The organism is Undibacterium sp. CY21W (assembly GCF_014284265.1).
Lineage (GTDB): Bacteria > Pseudomonadota > Gammaproteobacteria > Burkholderiales > Burkholderiaceae_D > Undibacterium > Undibacterium aquatile.
The window spans coordinates 616,680-635,862 of record NZ_JACOGE010000002.1; the positions used below are offsets into that span (position 1 = coordinate 616,680).

Sequence of the window (19,183 nt, forward strand, 5' to 3'; positions counted from 1 at the left end):
TCCAGATAACAAATTTGTTACATTTATTACGTTTTTAAACATGTGCCTGCGCGCAAAATCTGGGAAAAATATATGGATCCGAATGAATTTCTGCCCGCCACCCGAACAGAGTTTCACCGGACTTTTCTGAGCTGCATAGAAGCCGCAACACCGCACACACTGGAAGCCTTATTTAAAAAAGCCGAGGCCGCCCGCAGCTCAACAGAACAAAGAGATTATCTGCATGCCAGCATGCGCCTGCGGCAAGGCAGGCAAATGCTCGATGCCATGAGCGAAGCGATGGATGGCTTGCTGAACCGGAGCTTCCAGACCACCTACAATACATTTCGCCCGGCATCCATCTTAAAAATGCAAAGCGACAGTCTGTCACTGGTCGATTCGCATGCGCTGGAAAACGAACTGTTGCTCAATGAAATTACGGCGCGTTTCCGTGCCGAAGCCGAAGAGCAGATACGCGATCTGAATATACGTATCGCGTTGTTGTTCAGTCAGGAAAAAATCAGCGAACGAGAGAATCCTTTCCGGCCGTATTTAATCACCCGCAGCATCGCCAGCGGCATAGAAAAATTTGAACTGGACGACGATATTTCTGCGGCCGTTATCGCACAGATTGCAGAAGATCTGACGCCACATATCGGTAAAATTTATGATGCAGTGAATAACTACTTCGCCGCCAAAGGGGTGGCAGCGGAACTGCAGTTAAAAATCAAGAAAACACCGCCCGCTGCAACCACGGCGACAGCTGCCGCCGCGCCTGACACGTCCCCTCAGGCCAACGACAGTATGCCCTCCACGGATACGCATAATGAAGGTGCAATGCCGGGCGCGATGCATCAACAATCATTCTCAGGCAACGAAGGATTGCCTTCGCCAGCATATCCAGCGCAACAGTTACAAGCCGCTCCGGCGGTGACACCGGTCAGCAAAGTCGAACAATTATTCAACAGCGTGCGGGATCTCGCAGCTGGAATAAGCGCCAGCAAAATCGGGTCAGCAACACAGCAATTCACTCAACAACTGGTGCAACAAGCCGCATCTGCTTTTACATCACAGCCGAAAGTCGTTGCGCCATATCCAGGATTGGACGGATACGCCGCGCCGTTGGCAGACCCAGGTCAGGCACGCGCCAGCGCATTTCAATGGCTGGAAAAAAATCAATCCGTCGGCTCGACCTTACGACAGTTATTCGGTGGCCACGGGGAGATAAACAGCACGAACGACAACGCAACAAATCGTACAGCCAATAGCGCCAGCAATAGTGTCAACAACAGTCTTGACGCCAGCAATGGCGTAGCAACTGGCAATGCGGAAGGGCATGCCACCGGCCAAACGCTGAACGGCGCCCACCATCTGCCACACACAGCATACGGATCAGCACAAACCAGCGCGACACCAAAGGCAAATAGCGACCATCACAACCATTCCGATCCCGCTTACAGCATCACTGACAGCAATCATTCAGAGACCAGTACAGGCATAGTACGGTCGGTGCATGAGCTACAAAAAAATAACATCATTGCCGGCGAACAGATGTTCAATCATCTGGGCGGCATCCGTAATCTGATACTGGAGCAAAGAACCACGCTCAATGACATGACGGACAATGTCGATGAGCAGATGACCATTGATGTCGTCGCAATGCTATTTGAATTTATTTTGAGCGATCCGCAGGTACCGGCAGAAATACGGGCGCAGCTGGGGCGATTGCAATTTCTGGTGCTGAAAATCGCCCTTCGCGATCAGACTTTGCTGACCCAGAAAGGGCATCCGGCACGCATGCTGATCAATCGTGTCGGCTCGATTTCACTGGGACTGAAACAGATAGATCCAACGGGTGCGCACATCACCCAGGAAATCTGCCGCATCGTCGAAACATTACTGGAAGACGACAGCGAAAATTCGCAATTATTTATCCGCATGCTCGATGAGTTTGATGCGTTTATCGCGCGTGAATTGCGCTCCAGTGAGCAAACGATTGCGCACACCGTAGAAGCTATCGAAACCGCACAGAACCGCACTTTGCGCCTGGTGCATATCTCGGCGCAGTTACGCGAGGTCTTGCAAAAACTGCAGATTGATCCCTATCTGCGTGATTTTTTAGAAAATACCTGGGTACATGCGATCGAATATGCCGAACGTGAAGATGCCAAACGCGGTATCCGTTATCGCCTGCTGATTCCGGATCTGCTGTGGAGCATCGTTGCCAAACTGAACGAGGAAGACCGCACACAACTGTTCGCTTTGCTGCCCATCATACTGAACACGTTGCGCGAAGCACTGACTGCGATTCAGTGGAATAACGCTAAGCAGAAACATTTGCTCGACTGGCTGGTGGATGCTCATACGAATGCCTTGCGTACCGTGCAGCAGCCGCTTAACCCGCAGACACGTTCATTAAGCTTACCGGCAATTCATGAGCATTTTGCCGACTTCATCTATCACAACGAAGCCTCGCAGGAAGCATTGCATGAACAGTTGCGTGCGCCGGAAACCCAGCAAAGACTGGACAAAGCAATACGCGACCTCGACATTCAGGTGCAGATGCTGGATGAGTTTTTTGATAGCGAGTTAGCGACAGAAAGTGCCATTGGTGAAAAGCCCGCCGACGCCGTGGAATTTACGCAGGAAGTCATACAGGAACGCCTGCGCAGCGGTATCAGCCTGGAAGTAAAACTGGGAATCAAACCCAGTATCGCCACGCTGAACTGGGTTGATCCATCACATCATAATCTGGTGCTGACGCTGGCAGGCAATGAAAAACCCTCGCTCGTCAGTGTGCGTATGTTCCGCCGCATGATTGCTCACGGTCGTGTGCGTTTTCTCGAAAATGAGCCGCTGTTTGAACGCGCGGTGCAAGCCTTGCTGACTTCGGCAGATGCGATTGACCATCCTGCATTCGCTTGAACTTTGTAACGATCTCGGGTGTCAGAGGCGATACTGCCAACCAGACCATCGCCTGTCATGACTGTGATCTATCGCCACGATGAATGGGATGCACAACGCAAAACCGTGCGGCTGTGCTCTGCACTGCTGGCAGCGGGAGTCACGCTGCTATTGATATTAGCCCTGTCGCGTCCGCTCAATATCATCAAGACGTCCGATACTTTCGTTCATCCAGTGTCAGCCATGCTGTTGCAATTTCCACTGAATATCCGCCTGGCTGTCGACGCTGCGAAAGACGCGCCTGCGACTACGGCACCGACTTCCGATGCTATGCGTAAGGTACGCAACAAATCAACCTCGACTACCGTATCGACAAGCGCTGCCGACACTCCTGAAAGCGTTAATGTACGGGTCTCTGCCACCGCTAACACTGCAAACGATTCAGTACCGCTCGATATCAGCCCGCAAAGTATTGCCAGAGCCTATCAGGCAAGTAAAAGTGAATTGCAACAACGTGCCGAAGCCAGTGGCAAAACCCTGGAAAATGCGGCACCGGGTAAATATGAGCGTTTGCAGAAAGATTTACAGCAGGCGGCGATATCGGGAAAATGTCGCTGACTCTGCCGCGACAGAAGACCGCCTGAGTCATACAACGGCTGCTGGAAGCCTGAAAATACTCCCGGGGAGTATTTTTTAAAGTCTTTTATTAACGCTGAGAATAAGCGGTTTTCTTCATATACTCCCCATAAAACCAATTTTTAAGGAGTATCGGCGCGGGTTTACGGCACGCAAATGGACGCTGAGTACACCGGAACAAATCGCCAACACAAGGACGTCGGAAATACCGTTTTTATCCGGTGTTTTATCCTGCATTTTTGTCCGGCGCTTTTGTCCGACTAATCAGACAGCTATTGCGATAGTCCTAATTCGCGCATCACCAGTTCGCGCGCTTGCAAAGCGATATCGCGGCGATGCGCACCTTCTGTCGCAATCGCTGGCAGGCGGATCACTTCAGCAGTCATGCGCGGCGCTTTTAAGATCGTGCTCATGCTTTCGGCAAACGTCATGTCACCGATGAAATCGGCTGCCGGATGAAATTTTCCTTGTGCATCGACATAGCGCAGCACGAAAGGCTGCACCGGCACTTTGGCCTCTATCGCCGCTTCAAATAAATTGGCGTGAAATGGCAGCACCGTGCCCTGTGCTGCAGTAGTCCCTTCGGGGAAAAAAGCGATCCGTTTGCCATCATGAATCTGATGCACCAGACCTTCGTAAATCCGCCGCACTTCACGCTGCTTGCCGCGCGCTAAAAAGATGGTTCCGGCTTTTTCGCATAACCAGCCGAGCACGGGCCAGGAACGGATATCTGCTTTCGCAACGAAGTGGCACGGATGCACCGTGTTGATGACAAAAATATCGAGCCAGGACACGTGATTCGAGACGATCAGCGTCCGTTCGGCAAACAGACCCTGGCTGGCATCCTTAAACACGACATCCACCGTGCAGATTGCCATCAGTTGCTTCGACCAGCGCTGCACCAGCGCTTCTCTTCTGGCTGCTCCGACTAAAGGAAAGAGCACGGCGCAAGTCAGCAAACCTGCGACCAGATGGAGAAAAACGCGGAAAAAATGCCAGAAAATCATACGGACTCGCCAGATACTCCAAGGGAGTATTTATAAAAATTTTGGTTCTTCGGCACAAAGCCAAACGAGGCATGGCAAATACTATCCATACGCCCTGTTTGCTTTGTGTATAGCGCTTATTGCGAGCACACCAGCCACTGCAACACCCGGCAACAGCGGACGATGCAGGTGACGGTGTTGAATGCAGATTACAGATTGTCAAAGGCAATATGGCCATCCACCATCGTCAGCCTGACCACGCCTGGCAATTCGTAACCCAGAAATGGCGTATGTTTGCCCTGACTTGCCAACGCAGCGGCTTCCACTTTCCAGTGTGCTGCGGGATCAAATACACACAGATCAGCCGCACTGCCAGCGGTCAGTTGACCGGCAGCGATACCTGCGACCTGTGCCGCGCCACTACTGATTTTCGACAAGGCTTGCGCCAAGGTGACGGCACCACGGCTGTCGTCTGCCCATTTCAGCGCGAGCGACAATAATAATTCGAGTCCGGTTGCGCCCGGTGATGCTTCCGCAAACGGCAACAGTTTTTCATCATCATCAACCGGTGTGTGATCAGAGCAGATCGCATCGATCGTACCATCCAACAGTGCCGCTTTGATCGCATCACGGTCGCGCTGGCTGCGCAACGGCGGCGTCATGCGCGCATTCGAATCGAAGTAGCCGATATCGTTATCGGTCAGATGCACATGATGGGCGCCGACATCACAAGTCAGCGACAAGCCTTCGGCTTTCGCCTGACGCACCAGTTCCAAACCGGCGGCAGATGAAATCCGGCACAGATGCACTTTCGCGCCAGTGGCACGCATCAGCTCAAACAAGGTATGCAGCGCGATCGTTTCTGCCATGACAGGCACACCAGATAACCCCAGACGCGATGCCAGCGGGCCGCTATGCGCGACGCCACCTTTACCGATGTAGGCATCTTGCGGACGTAACCAGACCGTGTACCCAAACGTGCTCGCGTATTGCAAAGCGCGTTGCAACGTATTCGTGTCGGCAATTGTTTCTTCGGCTTGCGAAAAACCGATACAGCCGGCGTCGGTCAGTGCAGACATTTCTGTCAGAGACTCGCCTTTGAGTCCCACCGTCAGCGCGCCCAGTGGATAGACATGCGCTTTGTTCTGTGTGCGTGCACGCTGTCGCAGCATTTCGACCAGACCAGATTCATCCAGCACAGGATCGGTATCCGGTGGACAGACCAGACTGGTGACACCACCGCGCATGGCTGCCTGCAATTCCGATTCCAACGTTGCTTTATATTCAAAGCCGGGTTCGCGCAAACGCGCACTTAAATCCACCAGCCCCGGCGCCACAACAAGCCCGCTGGCATCCACGACTTTATTGGCAATGAAATCGGCCGGTACTGTGCCGATCGCAAGAATTTTTCCGGCGGCGATAAACACATCCTGTACCGCATCAACGCCACTCGCCGGATCAATCACGCGGCCATTTTTAATTTGAATTTTCATGTTGCTTCCCTGTACGTCTCACCTAACGGATAACGCACGATCAGTTATCGCCGGGCCTGCGCCTGGCTGAATCTCACAGATATCAGGCGTCACTGCCGCTGTTGCCGGCGACAATACTCATGACGGCCATACGCACGGCAATACCGAAAGTCACCTGCGACAAAATCACTGCCTGCGGGCCATCGGCCACCGCAGAATCGATTTCCACACCACGGTTCATCGGCCCCGGATGCATGACGATCGCGTCAGGATGCGCCAGCGCCAGCCGCTCCGGCGTCAGACCATAGCTTTTGAAATATTCCTGCGCCGACGGCAGCAAGGCTCCGCTCATGCGTTCATTTTGCAGGCGCAACATAATAATTACGTCAACGCCTTTCAGGCCTTCATTCATGTCGGTAAAGACGCGCACACCCATCTGCTCCAGACCACCGGGCAGCAAAGTACGCGGACCGATCACGCGCACTTCCGGCACGCCCAGCGTGGTCAGCGCATGAATGTCGGAGCGCGCAACGCGGCTGTGCAACACGTCGCCAACAATCGCGACAGTCAGATTCGTGAAATCTTTTTTATAGTGGCGGATGGTGTACATGTCGAGCAAACCCTGAGTCGGATGTGCGTGACGACCGTCACCCGCATTCACCACATGCACATGATGCTGTTTCGTGTCATTAAGATGTTTGGCAATCAGGAAAGGTGCGCCGGACGTCGCATGACGTACCACAAACATATCGGCGTGCATCGCGGCCAGATTGTCGATGGTATCGAGCAAGGATTCACCTTTACTGGTGCTCGACGCCGCAATATTGAGATTGATCACATCGGCCGACAGGCGTTTCGACGCAATCTCAAACGTGGTGCGGGTACGGGTAGAGTTTTCAAAGAACAGATTGAACACACTTTTACCACGCATCAGCGGCACTTTTTTGACTTCGCGGTCGCTGACACTGACGAATGATGAGGCTGTATCGAGAATATGATTGACGATGGATTTAGGCAGACCGTCTATCGTCAGCAAATGCTGAAGTTCGCCGTGTTTATTGAGCTGTGGATTATGCATGATCGATAGAGAAACTAAGTGTGCCATCGTCTGCGCGTTGCAGATTCACAGAGACAGCGGGTTCAAATGAGGCAACATGCGCAACAAAATCGGCAGCAATCGGTAATTCGCGCCCACCGCGATCGACCAGCGCCGCCAGCATCACTCGTGTGGGTCTGCCGTAGTCGAACAACTCGTTGATCGCTGCGCGCGTCGTTCGTCCCGTGTACAGCACGTCGTCTACCAGTATGATGTGTGCGCCATCGACTTCGAATGGAATATGCGTCGGTTTGACATCAGCATGCAAACCTTTTGCCGCATAATCATCGCGATAAAATGACACATCAATCAAACCAGGTTTATTTCTCAGGCCGAGATCATTCACCAGACGTTCGGCAATCCAGGCACCGCCAGAATAAATGCCGATGATCGCCAGATTATCATTTGCCACGGCTTGTGGTTTGATCTGCTTCAGAAGCTGCTGATACAGCGCTTCCGCATTCAGTGTGGGGGAAACATTGCTCATGGGTTCTCGTCAAAATATTGTTGCAGAATCAGGGCTGCGGCATCGTCATCTATGTGTGCACCGCGCTTGCCGTTCAGAACGGCGGAGGAATAACGTTCATCGACCAGTATCGTCGGGAGCTTGAAGCGGCCTTGCAGCTGGTTCGCAAAGCGGCGGCAACGTTGGGTCATTTCATGCGACTCGCCATCCGGATGCAACGGTAAGCCGACCACGCATAAGACTGGCTGCCAGTTGCCGATCAGCGCGGCAACTTCGGCAAATTTGCCATCGTTAGTCGGCGCATGAATGATGTTGAGTGGCTCGGCCTGGCGCAGGAAGGTATTGCCGACCGCCACACCAATACGTTTCAATCCGAAATCAAAGGCAAGCACCGTACCATCAGCCCTGGCTTCGAGCATAGTCATCAGGCATGCCCCGCTTCGGACGAGAGCATGATGGGATCAATACCAAGTAATTTGATGGCTGCATTAAAACGTTCTTCGACCGGCAGCGAAAAAATAATCTGCGGATCAGCTGCAACAGTCAGCCAGCCATTCGCGAGAATTTCTTTTTCAAGTTGCCCTGCGCCCCAACCGGCATAGCCAACACTCATGACAATACGCTCCGGCCCCTCGCCAGCGGCAATCGCTTCCAAAACATCGCGCGAGGTCGTGAAGGCGATATCGTCGGTCACTTTGAGCGAGGAAGTATATTCGCCGACCGGAGAATGCAGCACAAAACCGCGATCGTCCTGTACCGGGCCGCCAAACATCACCAGATGCTTACCCATAGGATGCGAATCGGGAATCACTTCCAGACGCAGATCGATGCGGTCAAATAATTCAGCCACGGTCATATCGGTAGGGCGATTAATCACCATGCCCATCGCGCCGCGCGGATTGTGTTCACACAGATACACCACGCTACCGCCAAACACGGGGTCATGCATAGAAGGCATTGCAATCAGGAAATGATTTGTTAGATTTAAATCAAATTCTGGAACGGTATCGCCGCCCGCTGTTGCAACAATGTCAGAAATCGCACCGGCCGGTGCGGGAACACCGTCGGACAGTTCAGAGTGTGGGGATTTTGTTTGCTTCGCCATGCCGCCATTTTAGCATTTTTAACGTGTATTTTCGATGTGTGCTAAGGTTCCGCACCATGATTCCGACTTTCCTATTCTGATACTTATGCAAGAAAAATCTGTTTCTTTTCGGCGCGCTCTGGTCTGGTTCCGGCGTGATTTACGCTGCTTTGATCATGCCGCGTTATATCAGGCTTTACGGCATAGCAAAGAAGTTATCTGTGTTTTTATTTTTGATCAGAACATATTGAAACATCTGCCAGCCAATGACAGACGCGTGCGTTTCATTCACGACAGCATCATTGAACTTGAACAGGAAATCAGCAAACTTAGCGGCAGCCTGCTGGTGATACACGGCGATCCTGTCACCGAAATTCCACGCCTTGCAGAACAACTGCAAGTCAACGCAGTCTTCGCCAATCGCGATTATGAACCGGCGGCATTACAAAGGGATACCGCGGTGAAGACCGCGCTCGGTAAGCAACAGTGCGAATTCTTAAGCTATAAAGACCAGGTGATTTTTGAGAAAAGCGAAGTTTTATCCCAGGCTGGTACGCCCTTTTCCGTCTTCACACCGTACAAGAATGCATGGCTGAAAAAATTCTATGCTGAAGGTAGTGATTTTTACGCAAAATCATATCCGGTAGAAAAATATGCAGCAAACTTCTATCGTCTTGATGTGCCCGCCATACCGTCTCTATCAGACATAGGTTTTGCCGCTGCGCAAACGCAGGCTATTCCCCTGCAGGCCGGGATGTCCGGCGGCACACAGCTGATCCAGGACTTTCTGGCGCGGATGAAACATTATGACGTTGCCCGCGATTTCCCTGCGCTGAAGGGTCCGTCGTATTTGTCAGTGCATCTGCGTTTCGGTACCATTTCTATCAGGCATCTGGTGCGTGAAGCGATGCAACAAATCAGAACCAGCAGTAATCACGGTGCAGAAATCTGGCTGGCTGAACTGATCTGGCGTGATTTCTATTTCATGATTCTGCACCATCATCCGCATGTGGCAGAGCGTTCGTTCAAACCCGATTACGATGCAATTCAATGGGAAACAGGTGAACAGGCGGATGCGCATTTTGCCGCGTGGTGCGAAGGTAATACCGGCTATCCGCTCGTTGATGCAGCGATGCGGCAACTGAATCAGACCGGTTACATGCATAACCGCTTGCGCATGGTGACCGCCTGCTTTCTGATTAAGGATCTGGGTATAGACTGGCGGCGCGGTGAATCTTATTTCGCCGAAAAACTGAATGACTTTGATTTATCGGCAAACAACGGCGGGTGGCAATGGGCCTCGTCATCCGGCTGTGACGCGCAACCGTATTTCAGAATTTTTAATCCGATAACACAATCCGAAAAGTTTGATGCCGATGGCAAATTCATTGCGCGCTATTTACCGCAACTAGCCAGGCTGGATAAGCGCTCGATACACGCGCCCTGGAAAGCGGCTCCCCTGCTATTACAGCAAGCGGGCGTCAGTCTGGGGAAGGATTATCCTTATCCCATCGTCGAACATGACGAGGCGCGAAAGAAAACCCTTGCGCGTTATGCTGTGGTCAAAAAGGCGGGAATACTTTCAACGGATTGAAGTGCCTCAAGCAGCGACAAGCATTCGATGGAGTTGATGAGAGCTCTGGAGCACTCAAACCAAAGTCAATGCAGCGTCGAACATAAAACAGAACGCAATTAACATAAAAAAAGCAGAGATAAATCTCTGCTTTTTTATTTACTAAATCAGGAGTTACTTACACGACGATTGCCTGTTCTTTGCCAACAAAACCAACAATCGCTTCAAGTAAATCGTCTTCACGGTAAGGCTTACCGAAATATTCGTTCACGCCAAGTTCACGTGCGTAGTTACGATGTTTATCGGCAGTACGCGACGTAATCATGATGATAGGAATATGCGCCGTACGAGCATCACTGCGAACGTTACGCGTCAAATCGAAACCATCCATGCGCGGCATTTCAATATCGACCAGCATCACGTCTGGCGTCACTGATTGCAACTGTTCCAACGCATCAATACCGTCTTTCGCCAACACGACCTGATAGCCTTCACGTGTCAGCAAACGCTGAGTAACGCGACGCACGGTCAGGGAGTCATCGACGACCATGACGATATGCTGTGTCCGCAAGCCCTGAACCGGTTCGGCATTCACCTGCGCCGTGGTGTTTTCGTGATGCAAATCAGCGACGGCACCTAAATCAGAAACTGCCTCAGAACCGGATTGCGGCAAACGAGCATGTTCATGTTCAGCACGCTGCGCTAACGGAACAGGATTCAGAATCAAAACGACTTCACCGGAACCCAGCACAGTCGCACCGGCAATACCCACCATACGCGCCAGTTGCGGGCCGATGTTTTTAACAACGACCTCACGATTACCGACGATATCATCGACGTGGATCGCCACGCGATCAGTACCGCTCTTCATGATCAGCAACGGTGTGTATTGCTGGGTCACAGGCACTGCGTCACGCTGACCTAACAGAGCAGACAGATAATGCATCGCAACACGTTGGCCCTGCCACATTAAAGCACCGTCATTGTATGCATTGGCCAGCGCATTCGACTTCAGATGCTGCACCTGTTCAACCAGAACCGACGGTACCGCGTAAGTACGTCCACCGGAACTCAGCAACACGACCTGTGTCACAGCAAGCGTGAGCGGCAGGCGAATAGTAAATTCAGCGCCCTTACCTTCTACCGTAGAAACTTCAACACGACCGCCCAGTGATGCTGCCTCAGAACGGACGACGTCCATGCCGACACCACGTCCGGCCAGCTCAGTTACTTCATTCGCCGTTGAGAATCCAGGTTCAAAAATAAGGCTGGCAGTTTCCGCATCGCCCGGTGTTTCATCTGTACCGATCAGACCAACGCTGAGCGCTTTCTGACGGATGTTTTGCAAATCCAGCCCTTGTCCATCATCGTTGAAACGAATAACAACTTCGTTACCTTCCTGACGAATCTCGATCAATAACTCACCGGTTTCTTGTTTGCCATTTAGACGCCGCACGTCACGTGTTTCGATACCATGCACGATCGCATTCCGCAACAGATGCTCAAACGGCCCGACCATTTTTTCCAGAACGCCACGATCCATTTCAACGCCGGAACCACGGATATCCAGATTGACCCGCTTGTCTACTTCTTTCGAGGTCTGACGGGTAACACGATACAGACGCTCAGAAACGCTCGCAAACGGAATCATACGCACGCGCATCAGATCCTGTTGCAACTCACGTGTCAGGCGCGCCTGCACATGCAAATTACCGGAAGCGCCATCTATCGTTCGCGTCAGATTCGTCTGCACTGTTGCCACGTCGCTCACGCTTTCCGCCATCATGCGGGTCAGCTCTTGCAAACGGGTAAAACGGTCAAACTCCAGTGGATCAAATTCACGATCACCGGACAGCGCCATACGCGATGTGATCTGCGTTTCAGCCTGAATCTCTACTTCACGCAACTGATCACGCAAACGACTGACGTTGGCGGTCAGTTCGCCTAATGACGAGCGCAAAGTGCTGACTTCATTCTCTAAACGTGAACGTGAAATAGACACTTCACCGGCCTGATTGACCAAGCGATCCAGCACGTCGGCTCGTACACGCACCAGAGGCACCGGCGCACCTGCAGTTGCCGGCGCACTGACAGGAGCATGCGGAATTGCAGTCGTTCTGACCGCAGACTGACTATCAGTAATCGGCATCAAAGGTGTCAGGCTGACCATTTCACGCGGTGCTACGACGGCCTCCGCAGGTGCGATACCAGTCTCACTCGCGACCAACGCTTCCTGGAACTGATCCAGCTCTTGCGCGGCAGTTAATGGCTCAGGCAACAATGGCTCAACGTGAGCCTCAGGGTTTTGCAAACGATCAAACAACTGCATGCTGTAATCATGGCGAGCCATTAAATCATCCATCAACGGCGCACGTACTGCACCACTGGTGTGCATCAGACTTTCAATACGCGTTTCCATGTCATGGATGTGCTGCCCTAATCCCATCGCACCGGCCATCCGCGCACTACCTTTAATCGTATGCATCAGACGTGCAATCGACTGCGGTATTGCCGTGTCATCAGGCTGTGCTTGCCAGCTACGTAATAACTGACCGACCATCGGCAATAAGTCATTTCCTTCTTCAAGGAAGACCGGCAACAAATCAAGATCGAGGTCATCTTTGACCTGTGTTGTTTGTTGAGGAGTGCTTTCCGGCAATGCAACGTTCAGTTGCTGAACGACAGTCTCATCCGCCAGATTCAGTGTGCCAGATTCTTCAGTAGGTGTTTCCGCCAGGCTATCACCAGACAACTCTTCAATGACCGCCGTTCCCGACAAGTCTGCCGGATTCAGTTTTTCATTCGTTGAGGTGATGAACTCCTCATCTGCACCGGAACTCGAACGTGCGATCACGTCTTGCAATAACTGATCTAATTGTCTGACATCATCAGGGGCAAAGTCGGCCATTTCAGACAATGCAAATTTCTGCAGCATCCGTTTTGCAGACTCCAACGCATGATCCAGCATGTCGAATTCTGCAGAGGTCAAGATAACCGGATGACGCTCAAGGCGCTGTAAAACAGATTCCAGACTATGCGCCAACTCTTTCAACGGAATCAGACCAACAGTTGCGGAACTGCCGGCAAGAGAATGACTCGCATGAATCGCATGTGTGGAGACATGACGCTCGGGTTCGTGGCGCCACTCAGATAAATCCTGAGTCAGGAAGCGAACAATTTCGTCGGTTTCTGCCATGTATATAGAGTACAGCGGCAGGCTGATTTCAAGATCACCGATACGCTTGATATTGTCATCGAGCGTTACAGCCGACTTATTCAACTCCGGAAACTCAATGATTTTTGCGCCAACAGGATCAGAAACTGGTTCAGCCACTGCAACCGGCTCCTCAACTATCTGTGGTACGGAGTGTTCAATATCTGCAACAGAAGAAACTTCTTCAACAGCATCCTCAGATGTCATTACAGTTGCCACGATCTGCTCTTCCACCGGACTCGGCAAATCAACAACCTCTTCAGGCTCAGTTATCGGATTTTGAACATCCTCAGCAACCGCATCGGGAGCAGAAAAACTGATTGTTTCAATCGCTTCAGTTTCAACAGTTGCAGCAGTTTCAGCAGCAATAACGATGTCATCAGAAGCAGGCAAAGAATGCCCTGTCGTGACATCATCAAGCGTCGCTGCAGTCTCAGCCAATATGTTCGCCGCACTTGGCAAATCGTCGAATGCACTGAGTTCAAACCCAGATGTCAGCGCGTCTGTCGCCGCATCCGTGGTCACATCCACTAACGGCAAGGCCTCTATCGTTTCTGCACCGTCGTCAAGAATCGCGAATGCCTCACCGTCCACGGGAAGCGAAGTTGCAATAAGGGGTTCATCAAGCGCATCGGCAATCGCTGAATCCTCCACTTCAGATACATCATGCACGACTGGCTCTGACAACAATTCATCTTCAGGCTCAATTGCCGCAGGCTGCTCTGAAATTTCTGAGGCCACGACTGGCAACTCGTCGGCCTCCTGATAATCGAGGCCGGCTTTGATTCGCTCCGCCGCAGCGATAATCGCAGAGCCGGTTCTTGCAGACTGGCCTGATTGCTTGAGCTCATCGACCCAGGTATTCATCTCACTTGCCGTACGTTCGAGCAGTGCATACAGATTGTCGTCACCTCGACGCGACTCCGACAACCATAAGTTCATCACCTGCTCAATGCTCCAGGCAGTTTCACCGAACACATTCAGTCCAACCATGCGGCTACTGCCCTTCAATGTATGGAAGGAGCGGCGCAGGCTGGTCAGATATTCCTGATTGTCAACATCGGCGCGTGAACGTGGCAACGTGTCCTGCACAAAATGCAAAACTTCATCGGCCTCTGTCAGGAAAATTTCGAGCAACTCAGCATCAATTGCCTCATCACTTTGCGGCAAAACAGCAGCAACAGCCGTCGCCTTCACTTCGGCTACAGCAACCGGTGAGGTGGCAGCAACAATATCCTGCAAACTCTCAGTTGAATGAGACTCTTCACCAGATCCAAGCAACTCAATCGCTGCTTTTGCACGGCCACTTGCAGCTGAGTCATCCAATAAAGTCGCCACCGAGCGTTCAGACTCCAGCGAATCTTTCAATTGCGCCTTCAGTGTTTTATCGTCAGGATTTTCAGCGAGAGACACGGCAAGACGTGCCGATTCATGCTGTTGGTTAAGTAATTCTTTTTCTGCGGTTAAAACGGAAGAGGACTCTTCGGTAGAAGTTTGTAACTGATCAGCTGAAAAAATCACATCCTCGCTGACAGGCAATAACTCTTTCTGCGCCGGCGCATCGAGCAGATTTGGGCGGAAAAGACCTGCATCAGCGTCAAACACAAATTTCTTTTTCGCTGTTTCTGGCTGGGTCTGCAAAGTTTCGATGAAAAAACTGAGAGCACCAATATTTTGCGCCAGTTTTTGATGCTCAGCTTCACGATCAGATTCAGACAACTCTTTGGAGTCTGCCAACGTAGCAACCGTCTGTCTGGTCGTTTCCAAGGCTTGCATCGCCGCATCCTGATCCAGAATCGCCATCGCGCCACTGACCTGATGCAACATGTTATCGATCGAATGCAAAGATTCACTTTGCGCAGGATCACGGAAGTATTCGTCCAGTGTTTTTTCAACCTGGCGCAGGCTCGTCTGAATTTCAGAAACGAGAACCGTCATGGTCTGACGCTGCTGTGCCTCGCGCGAAATTTCTCCCATCCAGGCCGCTTGCGACTGCGGCTCATCGCCGGACACAACGGATAATAAACGGGCTGTAATTTCATCCGCACGCTCGGAAAAATGCGCAGGTAAACGGGTAATCTGATCCAGTGCATTTTCGACGAATAACAAGCTTGTCGCTAATTCCAGTGCCAGCTTACTGCCATCTGCCGAATGTGCGACATGTCTGGCAATACCGCTTAATTCGCGCAAAAGCTTAGATAGCGAGGGCACATTTAAACCCGTGCCCGTCTCTGCCAGATCCTTCATTTTTTGCGAAAACTTATCAGCCAGACTGGCATCGCCGTTCGCAATCCGACCCCATAAATTTTTAACAGCGGTGAGCTGTTCTTTTGCGGTACTTAATACACCTGCCGCAATCTGACCGTAATTTTTCTCGTTATAGTCAGTCGGTACTTTGTTATCCAGTTGATATGCACGACGAATACTGGACACGAACGCGGACGGCTTTTCAACCTGAGCCAAAAAGAATAAGGCATCTCTGAGCAGACGCTCAGGAATCGTGTTGACGCCATCGACAAGACGACGGATCTGTAAATTAATACGTCCGAAAATTTGTTTTACATATTGCTGGTCGTCGATCCCACCATCGGCGACCGCCTCAACAAATGCCCGCATGACAACCCAGAAAGCTTTCGCCTGAGAATTGGTCTGCATCTGATCGATTTCATGAATCAAGCCATGCATGTTCTCGGCTGCTTCACGTCGCTTTTGCTGATCTTTGCTAGTCAGTACCGTCAACAGTAATTTCTCAAAACGCTGACGTAATCCACTGTAATTCGCAGATTTGCCGTTGGGCGTTACAGCGAGTTCGGGAATTTTTTCACTGACAGATAACGCTGGGAAAAACAAGTCCGCCGGATGTATCCGCTCCGCGCCCTTGAGCTCCAGCAGCGCGCGGTAGTAGGGGAACAATCTGACTGGCTGATGCGGTGCCCCGGAGAGTAAATCCTCAAGGTAGCGCAATACAGCATGAAAAGCGTCGAGAATGACATCGATATTTGCCTGCGTCATTTCTAACTGACTGCTTTGCAAGCGTTCTATCAATTCCTCAATGGTTTCGGTGACGATAGAAACGCCGTCAATATCAACGATTTGCAAGGCACCATGTGCCTGATGCAAATAACTTTTCGCATGTAATAAAGTAGTGGATCTTGCGTCAACATCCTGTGCAAGCGCTTCGGTAAGCACCTTGCCAGCGTTGGTCATCGCTTCCCGCACCTCGGGCATAACCCAGGAGAGTGGTCCAGTATCAAACTGTTCCTGAGGCAGATGTGACGAATTTGAAAAATCGGATGTCATGCGCGCTCCGCAAACTCAAGAGACGATGAACCGCGGTTCATCGTCTGCAAATATGATAGGGTCGTTTTAAGCAACCCATAGACTGGAAAATCAGGCAGTTACACGGAAACGGGATACTGAGTTTTTCAATTCCTCAGCCAACAGAGACAATTGCTTAATCGACTCGGATGTTTGCTGTGTACCGTTCTGGGTCTGTTCGGTAATAGTCAGAATGTGCTGAATATTTTGTGCAACACCGTTTGCTGATGTCGCTTGCTGTTCAGTCGCCAGAGAAATACCCTGAATCAGTTCAGCAAGACGGTTCGAAACGCTACGGATCTCAGACAAGGCGGTACCCGCCGCATCTGACAGTTTTGCTCCCTCAACCACACCCTGAGTGGATTTTTCCATCGCAGCAACCGCGTCATGGGTATCCGTTTGAATCGTACGCACCAGCGCACCAATCTGCTTGGTCGCTTCAGCCGAACGTTCCGCCAGACGCTGAACCTCTTCCGCAACCACCGAGAAGCCTCGCCCCGCTTCACCTGCAGACGCCGCCTGAATCGCCGCATTCAGCGCCAGCACGTTAGTTTGTTCAGTAATGTCGGAAATCAGTTCGGTGATCTCACCAATTTCCTGAGAAGATTCACCCAGACGTTTAATACGTTTAGACGTTTCCTGAATTTGCTCGCGAATCTCGTTCATACCCTTGATCGCGTCTTCCACCGCATGCGCCCCCTGTTCGGCCGCCGCAACCGATTGACGCGCAACCTCAGCAGATTCATTCGCAGAGCGGGAAACGTCGGTAATATCCTGCGCCATCGTCAGAACCACCTGACCGGCATCGGAAATTTCACGTGACTGTTGCTCTGACGCTTCAAGCAAGTTATCGGAAATACCTTGCGCCTGATTCGACGCAGACGTAACTTGTTCCGCAGTCGTCGTAACCCGGCCGACCAGACCACGCAACTCTTCCACCGTGTAGTTAACCGAGTCGGCAATCGCACCAGTAATATCTTCGGAAACCGTTGCCTGAATAGTCAAGTCACCATCCGCAACTTCTTGCAATTCATTCATCAGTCGCAAAATCGCGGCCTGATTCTGATCGTTTGCAGCTTTCGCTTCTTCCTCTTGTTTTTGCGCTTGCAACATTTGCTCCGCAGCTTCCTGACGGCGTTCATTCGCTTCTTTAGCGCGATTACGGCTATCCTGCAACAGAACCAAGGCAATACCAACCGCAGACGCTAACGCAACAGCAGCGGAAATCAACATCAGCCAGAAAGAAAAACTGGTGGAATCCTGCTGATCCGTATAAGTCTTTTGCAACTTAGTCAGTTTCGACTTCAGCTCTTCGTTTTCGTTAAACAATAACTGCTCAGATTGTTTGGCGGCAATGAAGTTCTGCAAGTTACCCAGAATAGTAGAAACCGAAGCCTGATATTCAGCAAACGCCTTTTTCAATTCTTCCAGTTTTTCGCGTGTATCTGCATCTTTCGTCGGTGTCAGGCGAAGAACCTCACTACCGTTAAGGAAACCTTCGACCAGATCGCGGAAAGTATTCGTATCTTTACCGAGCAGGAAAGCAGTCTCTGGATTAACACCCTCAGAAGTCAAGAATTCATTCGCACTACGACCCAGACGCTGGGTCAACATGACCAACTGACCGGAAGCAGAAATCTCACGAGCAGATCCGCCGCCTTGCACTTTCAGCGTAGAAATCTGTTCAGTCAACTCCAGCAATACCGGAGACAGTGAGTTCAGCTTTTGCAGTGTCTGACCAAAACCGGTCAGTTCCTGACGGCGTGCCAATATTGTTTCAGCTGCTTTATTAGAATTCTGCCAGGACTTGATCGTTTCTTTTAAAACCGGCTCCAGTGTGGAGTCGGCAGATTTAACATCACGACCTTGATAAGCACCACCATCCAGCAGGATTTTCAGATCATTATTAATTTCTTTGCGACTGTCTTCCAGCTGTTTAAAAGCCTGGACATTACCCTGAATCGAGTTTGGTGCTGCTTTACCAATACGTTGAGAATGCATCAGTACGTCACCGGAAATCTGCACCTGTGTAGAGATCAGAGCTGAGTGGTTCGCATTAAGCCAAACAAAAAATGCACCCGCCACTAACGCACCAACCATGGTTGTGGACAAAATGCGCATTTGCCTTTGCAATGACATTTTGCCGATGATCGGTAAATAAATATCGCCGCCTTTTTCCAGGGCATCACCGATGAATGTTGCATCGGCGCGATTATGAGTCGTATCGAAGTCAGTTTCAGCTTGCTTATGCTCGCCTTCCTGAGATGATTCTGGCGTTAACATTTTCACGTTACTGGCCTCCTCAACTTCAACCGAGCCAGCATTACCGAATGACCTTGCCGCAACTTCTGCTCCGTCAATTTCCGGATTTTCTTTTCCCTTGGACAAGAACGGTAGTTTCAATGCCATTACTGAATCTCCTAAACGATTGAATATCTGTCAGCGTCGCTTCAAG

The 19,183-nt window shown here is 51.2% G+C and carries 11 protein-coding genes; 3 read left to right on the forward strand and 8 right to left on the reverse strand.

All coding sequences use genetic code 11. The annotated features are described in order from the left end of the window. Positions 1-72 precede the first annotated feature (72 nt). Together H8K29_RS07415 and H8K29_RS07420 are read left to right on the forward strand one after the other, a co-directional pair. Positions 73-2,904 carry a DUF1631 family protein gene (locus H8K29_RS07415; RefSeq protein ID WP_186897040.1) on the forward strand — a complete coding sequence of 944 codons (2,832 nt, stop codon included), beginning with the start codon at positions 73-75 and terminating at the stop codon, positions 2,902-2,904. A 57-nt stretch (positions 2,905-2,961) separates the two neighbouring features. After that, the gene (locus tag H8K29_RS07420; RefSeq protein WP_186897041.1) at positions 2,962-3,501 is read left to right on the forward strand and encodes a hypothetical protein; all 540 of its coding nucleotides are present in this window, start codon (positions 2,962-2,964) and stop codon (positions 3,499-3,501) included. A 290-nt stretch (positions 3,502-3,791) separates the two neighbouring features. Here H8K29_RS07420 and H8K29_RS07425 read toward each other — a convergent pair whose 3' ends face one another. The 6 genes from H8K29_RS07425 to H8K29_RS07450 form a co-directional block, all read right to left on the reverse strand. Further along, complete coding sequence (locus H8K29_RS07425) at positions 3,792-4,526, reverse strand: 1-acyl-sn-glycerol-3-phosphate acyltransferase (RefSeq protein WP_186897042.1); 735 nt, start codon at positions 4,524-4,526, stop codon at positions 3,792-3,794. 188 nt (positions 4,527-4,714) lie between these two features. Beyond that, positions 4,715-5,998, reverse strand: coding sequence for a dihydroorotase (locus tag H8K29_RS07430; protein WP_186897043.1), 1,284 nt, complete (start codon positions 5,996-5,998; stop codon positions 4,715-4,717). A gap of 82 nt (positions 5,999-6,080) precedes the next feature. Continuing rightward, complete coding sequence (locus H8K29_RS07435; RefSeq protein WP_186897167.1) at positions 6,081-7,055, reverse strand: aspartate carbamoyltransferase catalytic subunit; 975 nt, start codon at positions 7,053-7,055, stop codon at positions 6,081-6,083. After that, positions 7,048-7,560 (reverse strand): bifunctional pyr operon transcriptional regulator/uracil phosphoribosyltransferase PyrR, encoded by a 513-nt coding sequence (gene pyrR / locus H8K29_RS07440; RefSeq protein ID WP_186897044.1) that lies wholly within the window; start codon positions 7,558-7,560, stop codon positions 7,048-7,050. The genes H8K29_RS07435 and pyrR overlap by 8 nt, the downstream gene beginning before the upstream one ends. Beyond that, positions 7,557-7,964 carry a Holliday junction resolvase RuvX gene (ruvX, locus tag H8K29_RS07445; RefSeq protein ID WP_223826935.1) on the reverse strand — a complete coding sequence of 136 codons (408 nt, stop codon included), beginning with the start codon at positions 7,962-7,964 and terminating at the stop codon, positions 7,557-7,559. The genes pyrR and ruvX overlap by 4 nt, the downstream gene beginning before the upstream one ends. Continuing rightward, entirely contained in the window at positions 7,964-8,644 is a 681-nt protein-coding gene (locus H8K29_RS07450) for a YqgE/AlgH family protein (protein ID WP_186897045.1), read from the reverse strand. The genes ruvX and H8K29_RS07450 overlap by 1 nt, the downstream gene beginning before the upstream one ends. 85 nt (positions 8,645-8,729) lie before the next feature. Here H8K29_RS07450 and H8K29_RS07455 point away from each other — a divergent pair, with 85 nt between their 5' ends. Further along, entirely contained in the window at positions 8,730-10,217 is a 1,488-nt protein-coding gene (locus H8K29_RS07455; RefSeq protein WP_186897046.1) for a deoxyribodipyrimidine photo-lyase, read from the forward strand. A gap of 157 nt (positions 10,218-10,374) precedes the next feature. On the opposite strand, the gene H8K29_RS17915 is transcribed toward H8K29_RS07455, so the two are convergent. After that, complete coding sequence (locus H8K29_RS17915; RefSeq protein WP_255423293.1) at positions 10,375-16,710, reverse strand: Hpt domain-containing protein; 6,336 nt, start codon at positions 16,708-16,710, stop codon at positions 10,375-10,377. 90 nt (positions 16,711-16,800) lie between these two features. After that, the gene (locus H8K29_RS07465) at positions 16,801-19,137 is read right to left on the reverse strand and encodes a methyl-accepting chemotaxis protein (RefSeq protein WP_186897047.1); all 2,337 of its coding nucleotides are present in this window, start codon (positions 19,135-19,137) and stop codon (positions 16,801-16,803) included. Between the last annotated feature and the right edge of the window lie 46 nt (positions 19,138-19,183).

Excerpts from the sequence above, each read along its gene's own strand:
- H8K29_RS07415 (WP_186897040.1), top strand. The coding sequence starts at position 73 with ATGGATCCGAATGAATTTCTGCCCGCCACCCGAACAGAGTTTCACCGG.
- H8K29_RS07420 (WP_186897041.1), top strand. The coding sequence starts at position 2,962 with ATGACTGTGATCTATCGCCACGATGAATGGGATGCACAACGCAAAACC.
- H8K29_RS07425 (WP_186897042.1), bottom strand. The coding sequence starts at position 4,526 with ATGATTTTCTGGCATTTTTTCCGCGTTTTTCTCCATCTGGTCGCAGGT.
- H8K29_RS07430 (WP_186897043.1), bottom strand. The coding sequence starts at position 5,998 with ATGAAAATTCAAATTAAAAATGGCCGCGTGATTGATCCGGCGAGTGGC.
- H8K29_RS07435 (WP_186897167.1), bottom strand. The coding sequence starts at position 7,055 with ATGCATAATCCACAGCTCAATAAACACGGCGAACTTCAGCATTTGCTG.
- pyrR (WP_186897044.1), bottom strand. The coding sequence starts at position 7,560 with ATGAGCAATGTTTCCCCCACACTGAATGCGGAAGCGCTGTATCAGCAG.
- ruvX (WP_223826935.1), bottom strand. The coding sequence starts at position 7,964 with ATGACTATGCTCGAAGCCAGGGCTGATGGTACGGTGCTTGCCTTTGAT.
- H8K29_RS07450 (WP_186897045.1), bottom strand. The coding sequence starts at position 8,644 with ATGGCGAAGCAAACAAAATCCCCACACTCTGAACTGTCCGACGGTGTT.
- H8K29_RS07455 (WP_186897046.1), top strand. The coding sequence starts at position 8,730 with ATGCAAGAAAAATCTGTTTCTTTTCGGCGCGCTCTGGTCTGGTTCCGG.
- H8K29_RS17915 (WP_255423293.1), bottom strand. The coding sequence starts at position 16,710 with ATGACATCCGATTTTTCAAATTCGTCACATCTGCCTCAGGAACAGTTT.
- H8K29_RS07465 (WP_186897047.1), bottom strand. The coding sequence starts at position 19,137 with ATGGCATTGAAACTACCGTTCTTGTCCAAGGGAAAAGAAAATCCGGAA.